Source organism: Streptomyces griseus, from assembly GCF_900460065.1.
Taxonomy (GTDB): domain Bacteria; phylum Actinomycetota; class Actinomycetes; order Streptomycetales; family Streptomycetaceae; genus Streptomyces; species Streptomyces griseus.
On sequence record NZ_UAVD01000002.1, the window covers coordinates 123,971 to 131,224 of the forward strand.

The following is a 7,254-nucleotide window of genomic DNA, read 5'->3' on the forward strand; positions in this document are numbered from 1 at the left end:
CGATGGCCCGGCCCGGGACGACCCCCGTGCCGGACCCCGGTCCCGCCGCCCCTTCCGTACCGGGCGCGGCGGGCCGGGACCGTACGCCGGGCATGATCACCCTGCGCGAAAAGACTCCCGCCGCCTCGTACGCGTATGCGATGCTCAGCGGCGTGGAGACCAGGTCAGTCAGCCCCGTGTTCGTCGGGCGCGCCGAGGAGCTCGCCTCGCTCACCGGGGCGCTCGCGCGGGCCGCTTCCGCCGATCCGCAGGCGCTGCTGATCGGCGGTGAGGCGGGTGTGGGGAAGACCCGTCTGGTCGAGCAGTTCGTCTCGGCGGCCGAGCGACGCGGCGCCGTGGTCGCCGTCGGGTCCTGCGTCGAGATCGGGGCCGACGGGCTGCCGTTCGCCCCCTTCCCGACCGCCCTGCGCGCCCTGCGGCGTGCTCTGCCCGAGGAGATGGCCGCCGCCTGCGCCGGCAAGGAGGGCGAGCTGGCCCGCCTCCTGCCCGAGCTGGGCGAGGCCCACCGGGACGCCACCGACGAGCACAGCACCGCCCGCCTCTTCGAACTCGCCGCACGCCTGCTGGAGCAGATCTCCGCTGACCGCCCGGTCGTCCTCGTCCTGGAGGACCTGCACTGGGCGGACGCCTCCACCCGGCATCTGCTCGCCTATCTCTTCCGCACTCTGAACACCGGCCGCCTCATGGTCGTCGGCACCTACCGCGCCGACGACATCCACCGCCGCCACCCCCTGCGCCCCCTCCTCGCCGAGCTGGACCGGCTGCGCACCGTCACCCGCGTCGAACTCGACCGCTTCAGCCACGACGAGGTCGGCCGCCAGCTCGCCGGCATCCTGGCCGAGACCCCCGAGGCCGCACTCGTCGACGAGATCTTCGAACGCTCCGACGGCAACGCCTTCTTCGTCGAGGAGCTGGCCAGGTCCCTGGAGTGCTGCGGCGACAGCTCCGGGCTCTCCGAATCGCTCCGCGACCTCCTGCTCGTCCGTGTGGAGGCGCTCCCCGAGCACGCCCAGCGGATCGCCAGGCTGGTCGCCGAGGGCGGGTCCTTCGTCGAGCACGAACTGCTGGCCACCGTCGCCGGCCTCGGCGAGGTCGACCTCGACGAGGCCCTGCGCGCGGCCGTCGGCGCCAACCTGCTGCGACCGGCGCCCGACAACGACGGCTACCGCTTCCGGCACTCCCTGGTCCGCGAGGCCGTCAGCGACGACCTGCTGCCCGGGGAACGCACCCGCGTCAACCGCCGGTACGCCGAAGCCCTGGAGGCCGACCCCTCCCTCGTCCGGGACGACGAACGCGCCACCCGCCTCGCCAGCTACTGGTACGCCGCCCACGACGCCTCCAAGGCCCTGCCCGCCGTGCTCCGGGCCGCCGTCGAGGCCCGCCGCCGCTACGCCTACTCCGAGCAGCTGAGGCTGCTGGAGCGGGCGATGGAGCTCTGGGACGACGTCCCCGACGCGGTGCTCGCCACCCTGCGCCCCTTCGACTACGCGGAGGTCTACCCGGCCTCCGCCTGCGACCCGGAGAACACCCCGCTGCGCTATCTGGACGTGATGGCCGAGGCCACCGTCGCCGCCCACTTCGGCGGCGACCGCAAACGCGCCCTGGCCATCTCCAAGAAGGCGATGCGGGTCCTGGCGTCCGAGGCCGACCCGCTGCGCGAGGCCTGGTTCCTGGTGCAGCGCAGCCGGCTCGTGCAGGGGCTCGACAAGGGCGACGGCTGGGCGGAGCTGGCCACCGCGCAGGAGCTGGTGCGCGGACTGCCGCCCAGCCCCGTACAGGCCGACGTCCTGACGAACGTGGCCAGTTGGAAGGCGCTGCACCGGCCCGGCCCGGAGGCGCTCGCCGACAGCGACCGCGCGGTGGAGTACGCCCGGCTCGTCGGCGACGAGTACATCGAGCTGCACGCCCGCCTCACCCGGGGCTGGCTCACCGCGGACGCGGGCGGCGTCGAGGAGGGCCTCGCCGAGATGTACGCCGTCCGGGACCGTGCCGAGCAGCTCCACCTGATGAACCTCCTCGGCCGGGTCAGCGTCAACCTGCCCTCCTCGCTGGAGGCGATGGGCCGCTCGCTGGAGGCCGTCGCCGCCGCCGACCACGGCATCGAGATCTGCCACAGCCACGGTCTGGCCGACTCCGGGGCCTGGGTGTACGCCAACCAGTCCCAGTCCCTGTTCTCCCTCGGGCACTGGGCCCAGGGCGAGAGCGCCGCGGCGTCCGCCGCCCGTCTGGCGCTGGGCCCCCGGGCCAAGGGCCTCGCCGCGCTGCGCCGTACCGAACTGGCCGTCGCCCGGGGGGACACGGCCGAGGCGGAGGAGCAGCTCGCCCTGGTCCGCAGACACTTCGGCCACCGCGACCCGCAGCACCAGCACACGATCGACCCCGGGCGGCACGGCATGGTGCTGGCCGCCTCCCAGGGCAGGCTCGCCGAGGCACGGACGACGTTCAAGGAGCTGGCCGGGGTCGGCTTCCCGCCCGGCACCCAGCGCTACGCCCTGCCGCTGCTCCAGACCGCCGCGATGATCGAGGCCGACGCCCGCGGACTGCCCGCCGCCGAACCGGACCGCCCGGAGCTGCTCGCCCTGATCCGCCGGAGCGTGAAGCGGCTCCCGATGCTCGTCCCCGTATGGCAGGCCTACGGCGTCTTCATCGAGGCGGAGCTGGCCCGCGCGGAGGGCACGGACACCCCTGGCCACTGGGCCCGCGCCGCCGAGGCCTTCGGCCCGCTGTGCCGCCCCTACCAACTGGCCCAGATCCACCGCCGGTGGGCCGAGTCCCTGCTCATCGCCCCCGGCGAGCGGTCCACCGCGACGGCCCTGCTGCACCGCGCCCAGGATGCCGCCCGGCGCCTCGGCGCGCGCCCGCTCGCCGAGGCGGTCGAACAGCTGGCCGCCCGCGCCCGCATCACCCTCGACGGCTCCGGCACGGCACTCGGCTCCGATGCCGGGATCCACCCGGCCGTCCCGGCCCCCGTATCCGCCGCCGACGGCCCCGGCCGGCCGTCGGCCGAGGAGGAGGACCCCGCCATCGCCGCCGTGGCGTCCTTCGGGCTGACCCCGCGCGAGCAGGACGTGCACCGGCTGGTCGCGGCCGGGCACACCAACCGCAGGATCGCCGAGGAGCTGTTCATCTCGCCGAAGACGGCGAGCGTCCACGTCTCCAACATCCTGGCCAAGCTGGGCGTCTCCAGCCGCGGCGAGGCCGCCGCCCTCGCCCACCGCCTGAGGCTCTACCCGGCCGCCTAGGGCCTGTCGTCACACTGCCGTCGTCGCCCGAAGGGCGGCCGGGCGGCGCCCGGTGCGTGCGATCGCAAGGCGCCGGAGTGACCTCGTGGCGGAGCTACCAGGGCATTTCGGTAACGCCGCGAGCGTGCGTGCCAGGCATCGCCCGGCAGGCGGCAGTTCGACGACAGGACCCAGGCCGACAGGACCCAGGCCCTGCCGCGCCCCGGGCTTCTCAGGGGCCCTCCGACCCCTCCGCGCGCCGCTCGGGCCCGCTCACGGGCCTTCCGGGTCTCGGCCGGTCCAGGACGGCGTCCTGCTCGGGTGCGGCCGGCAGGACGCGGCCGTTCCCCGGGCCGGCGGCCCCGTCCGCTCCCGGGCCGGAAGCGGACGGGGCCGGAGCACGGACGGTCACCTTCCCCGAGGTCAGGTCTATCGGTCCCCGGTCCGGATCGCCGATGCCGAGATCCACGCGGCTCAGCTCCAGCCGCTTCTGCTCGTCGGAGGTGTGCTTGCGCCCCGGGGCGAAGAGTTCCTCGAAGAAATTGAACACCGGCCGTGCTCCCTCCGACATGCCGCGCGAGCGGGCGGCTACCGCACCTCCACCTGGAGGACCCTGTCGTCCCCGGGCTTTCGCGTACCCCTGCCGTCCGTGTTGCTGGTGAGCAGCCACAGGCGGTCGCTCCCCGCACTCACCACCGTGCGCAGGCGGCCGTGCTTCCCGTCGAGGAACGACTGGGGGTCGGCATAAGGTTCCGTCGCCTTCTCGCCGGACAGCGGAATGCGCCAGAGCCGCTCGCCGCGCAGCCCGGCCATCCAGATCGAGCCCTCCGCGTACGCGATCCCGCTGGGGGAGGCCTCGGAGGTCTTCCACTGCGCCACCGGGTCGATGAACCCGTCCTCGCCCTCCTTGCCCTCCACCTCGGGCCAGCCGTAGTTCCCGCTGGGCTCGATCAGATTCAGCTCGTCCCAGGTGTTCTGGCCGAACTCGGCGGCCCACAGCCGCTTCTCCGCGTCCCAGGCGAGCCCCTGCACATTGCGGTGTCCGTACGAATACACCACCGAGTCCGCCTCCGGATTGCCGTGCACCGGCTCCCCGTCGGGGGTCATCCGCAGGATCTTCCCCGCCAGCGACTCCTTGTCCTGGGCCAGCCCGGTGTCCCCGGTCTCGCCGGTGCCCGCGTACAGCATCCTGTCCGGGCCGAAGGCGATCCGGCCCCCGTTGTGGATCCTGCCCTTGGGGATGCCCCGCAGGATGGTGTCCGGGGCGCCCAGCTGCTGCCCCGCCGGGCGCTTCTCGTCGTAACTCATGCGCGCGATCCGGTTGTCGGACGTGGTGGTGAAGTAGGCGTACACCGACTGGTCCGCGCCGAACGTGGTGGAGACGGCGAGCCCGAGCAGCCCTCCCTCGCCCGCCGGGGAGACCCCGGGGACCGAGCCCAGCAGCGTCTGCTTCCCGCTCTCGCCGTCGATCCGGTGGATCGTGCCCTCGTCGCGCGAGGACACCAGCAGATCACCGCCCGGCAGCGCGGCCAGGCCCCAGGGCGACTTCAGGTCCTCGGTCAGCGTCGAGACCACCTTCGCCGAGCCCTTCGCGGGCGGCAGGTCGGCCGACCGGCTCGGGGAGGCCGGTGGAGCGGAGTCCCCCGAGGCGCTCGGGGAACCGGCGGGCCGCCCGGACGACCCCCCGTCCCCGCCGCCGGAACACCCGGCGGTCAGCAGCAGCGCGGCCGACGCCAGCACGGCCACCACCCCCCTGCGCGTCGCCGGGGACTGCACAGGTCCGAACAGAGCACCACGCACGGAACCGATCCTTTCGACGGTTGCCCGACTACCTGCTCCCACACCTTGTTCCTACACCTGGGGCCCGGGAGTTCCTGATCCGCCCATTCTCCCGCCGCACGGCCGACGGCGCCCGGACCCGCGCGGGTGGCCCCGCGGCGCCCCGCCTCCGCGACGACGGCCCCGCGCCCCCGTCCCGCGCGCCGCTCAGTCCCACGACTCGCAAGCGGCGGGCAGGCCGTCGATCTCCGTCAGGTCCCGGTCGTCCAGGACCACCCGCGCCGCCCCGGCGTTCTCCACCGCCCACCGCTCCCGCTTCGCCCCCGGCACCGGCACCACATGCGGACCCTGGCGCAGCACCCACGCCAGCGCCACCTGGGCCACGGTCGCCCCGCGCCGCTCCGCGACCCGCCGCAGACCGGCCACCACCGGCTGGTTCGCCGCCATCACCTCCGCCGTGAACCGCGGATGCCTGGCCCGCAGGTCCTCCGGCTCGAAACCCTGGCCCGGCTTGAGCGTCCCGGTCAGGTAGCCGCTGCCCAGCGGCATCGCGGCCAGCAGCCCGACCCCGCGCGCCACGCACCACGGCAGCAGCTCCGCCAGCGCCTCGCGCGACCACACCGACAGCTCCGCCTCGACGGCGCTCACCGGGAAGACCTGCTGGATCCGGTCCAACTGCCGGATCGTTCCCTCATGCGGTCCCTCGCCCGACCTGCGCGGGGCCCGCGCCCCCACCGCGCACAGGCCGAGCGAGCGCACCTTGCCCGCGGTCACCAGCTCCGCCATCGCACCCCAGGTCTCCTCCACCGGCACCTCGGGGTCGGCCCGGTGCAGTTGGTACAGGTCGATCACATCGGTCTGGAGCCGTCGCAGCGAGGCGTCGCAGGCCCGCCGGACGTACCCCGGCCGGCCGTTGGCCACGATGTGCTGATCGCCCACCAGCAGCCCGCACTTGGTGGAGACGAACGCCTCCCGGCGACGCCCCTTCAGCGCCCGGCCCACCAGCAACTCGTTGGTGAACGGGCCGTACATGTCCGCGGTGTCGAGCAGCCGGACGCCCGCGTCCAGCGCCGCGTGCACCGTCCGCACCGAACGCTCTCCCAGCTGCTGCGACGCGCTGTAACCCCAGCTCATCGGCATGCAGCCGAGACCGACCGCACCCACGGCGAGTCCCGCCGCTCCGATAGTCCTGCTCTCCAACTCCCCGAACCCTTTCCTGGCCGAGCCGTTCCGCCCTCCCGTCCGCCGCGGTCCACGGGCGGTCCTTCCGTCGGACGGCGCGCGAGCGCGGTCCCGGACCCGGACGGTCACGCCCGCCCGATCCACGACGCGGGTCCCTGTCGGGGGAGTTCGGTGGGTGATTGACGGAAGCGTTTGGGCGATGTGACGATACGCCGATGCCCGGCCTGCACGCACGGATGGCTGCTCGCGGTGGCGACTTCACCGCTGCCGTGGTCGCCCGCTGCGCGGCGGAGGTCCCCTTCTACCGGGAGTTGCCGCGCCGCACGTTGGAGGGCGAGGTGACCCGGTCGATCACCGCCGTGCACGAACTGCTGCTGCGTGCCCTGCGCCAGGACGGCGTGATGGACCCGGGCGATCTGACCCGGCTCATCGAGTGGTCGGGGCGGCGGGCCGAGGAACGGGTGCCCCTGGAGGCGGTGATCGCCGCCTACCTCGTCGGCGCCGAGGTGTGGTGGCAGGTACTGGCCGAGACGGCGGAACCCGAGGAGCTGACCGGAGCCGGAGCCAAGCTGCTGGCCTGCCTGCACGCGGCGATGCCCGCCGTCGTGCTTGCCCACCGCAACGCCCAGGAGGACATCCGCAGCGAGGACAAACGGGTCCGCCGCGCCTTGCTGACCGCGCTGCTGGCCGGACGGCCGTACGACGAACCGGAGGAGGCGGCCGGGGTCTCGGTGGCCGGCCCCCACGAGGTGGTCGCCCTGTCCTTCGAGCCGAATCCGCCGCCCCGGCTGGTGCAGTCGTCGCTGGAGGCCCACGCGGGCGTCCCGGTGCTGGTGGACCACGTCGCCGGGATCGCCCTGCTGCCGGGCGGCTGCGACCTGCCCGGCCTGTGGGAAGCGCTCGGGAAGGACGTCGGGCAGGGGCACCGGGTGTTCGCGGCCGCGGCCCCGGCCGCCGGGCCGGGCGCCGTCCCGGCGGCCGCCCAGGAGGCGGGGCGCGTCCTCGAACTGGTCCAGCGGCTGGGCCGCCCGCCCGGGCTGTACCGGCTCGACGACGTACTCCTGGAGTACCA

General features: G+C 74.4%; 5 protein-coding genes. 2 read left to right on the top strand and 3 right to left on the bottom strand.

Translation table 11 applies throughout. The annotated features are described in order from the left end of the window. The first annotated feature begins 2 nt into the window (after nt 1–2). Nucleotides 3–3,242 carry a helix-turn-helix transcriptional regulator gene (locus DTB53_RS01125; RefSeq protein ID WP_012378923.1) on the top strand — a complete coding sequence of 1,080 codons (3,240 nt, stop codon included), beginning with the start codon at nt 3–5 and terminating at the stop codon, nt 3,240–3,242. Nucleotides 3,243–3,453: 211 nt separating this feature from the next. Here the strand turns inward: DTB53_RS01125 and DTB53_RS01130 are convergent, their stop codons facing one another. The 3 genes from DTB53_RS01130 to DTB53_RS01140 form a co-directional block, all read right to left on the bottom strand. Beyond that, nucleotides 3,454–3,771: a DUF6191 domain-containing protein gene (locus DTB53_RS01130; protein ID WP_042496047.1), complete on the bottom strand. Its 318-nt coding sequence runs from the start codon at nt 3,769–3,771 to the stop codon at nt 3,454–3,456. Nucleotides 3,772–3,809: 38 nt separating this feature from the next. Further along, nucleotides 3,810–5,021 carry a PQQ-dependent sugar dehydrogenase gene (locus tag DTB53_RS01135; protein WP_078562745.1) on the bottom strand — a complete coding sequence of 404 codons (1,212 nt, stop codon included), beginning with the start codon at nt 5,019–5,021 and terminating at the stop codon, nt 3,810–3,812. Nucleotides 5,022–5,207: 186 nt separating this feature from the next. Beyond that, entirely contained in the window at nt 5,208–6,164 is a 957-nt protein-coding gene (locus DTB53_RS01140; RefSeq protein ID WP_042496041.1) for an aldo/keto reductase, read from the bottom strand. 233 nt (nt 6,165–6,397) lie between these two features. On the opposite strand from DTB53_RS01140, the gene DTB53_RS01145 reads away from it, so the two are divergent. Continuing rightward, nucleotides 6,398–7,254 (top strand): RsbRD N-terminal domain-containing protein (locus DTB53_RS01145; RefSeq protein WP_112416001.1); only part of this gene is annotated, 857 nt, incomplete at its 3' end.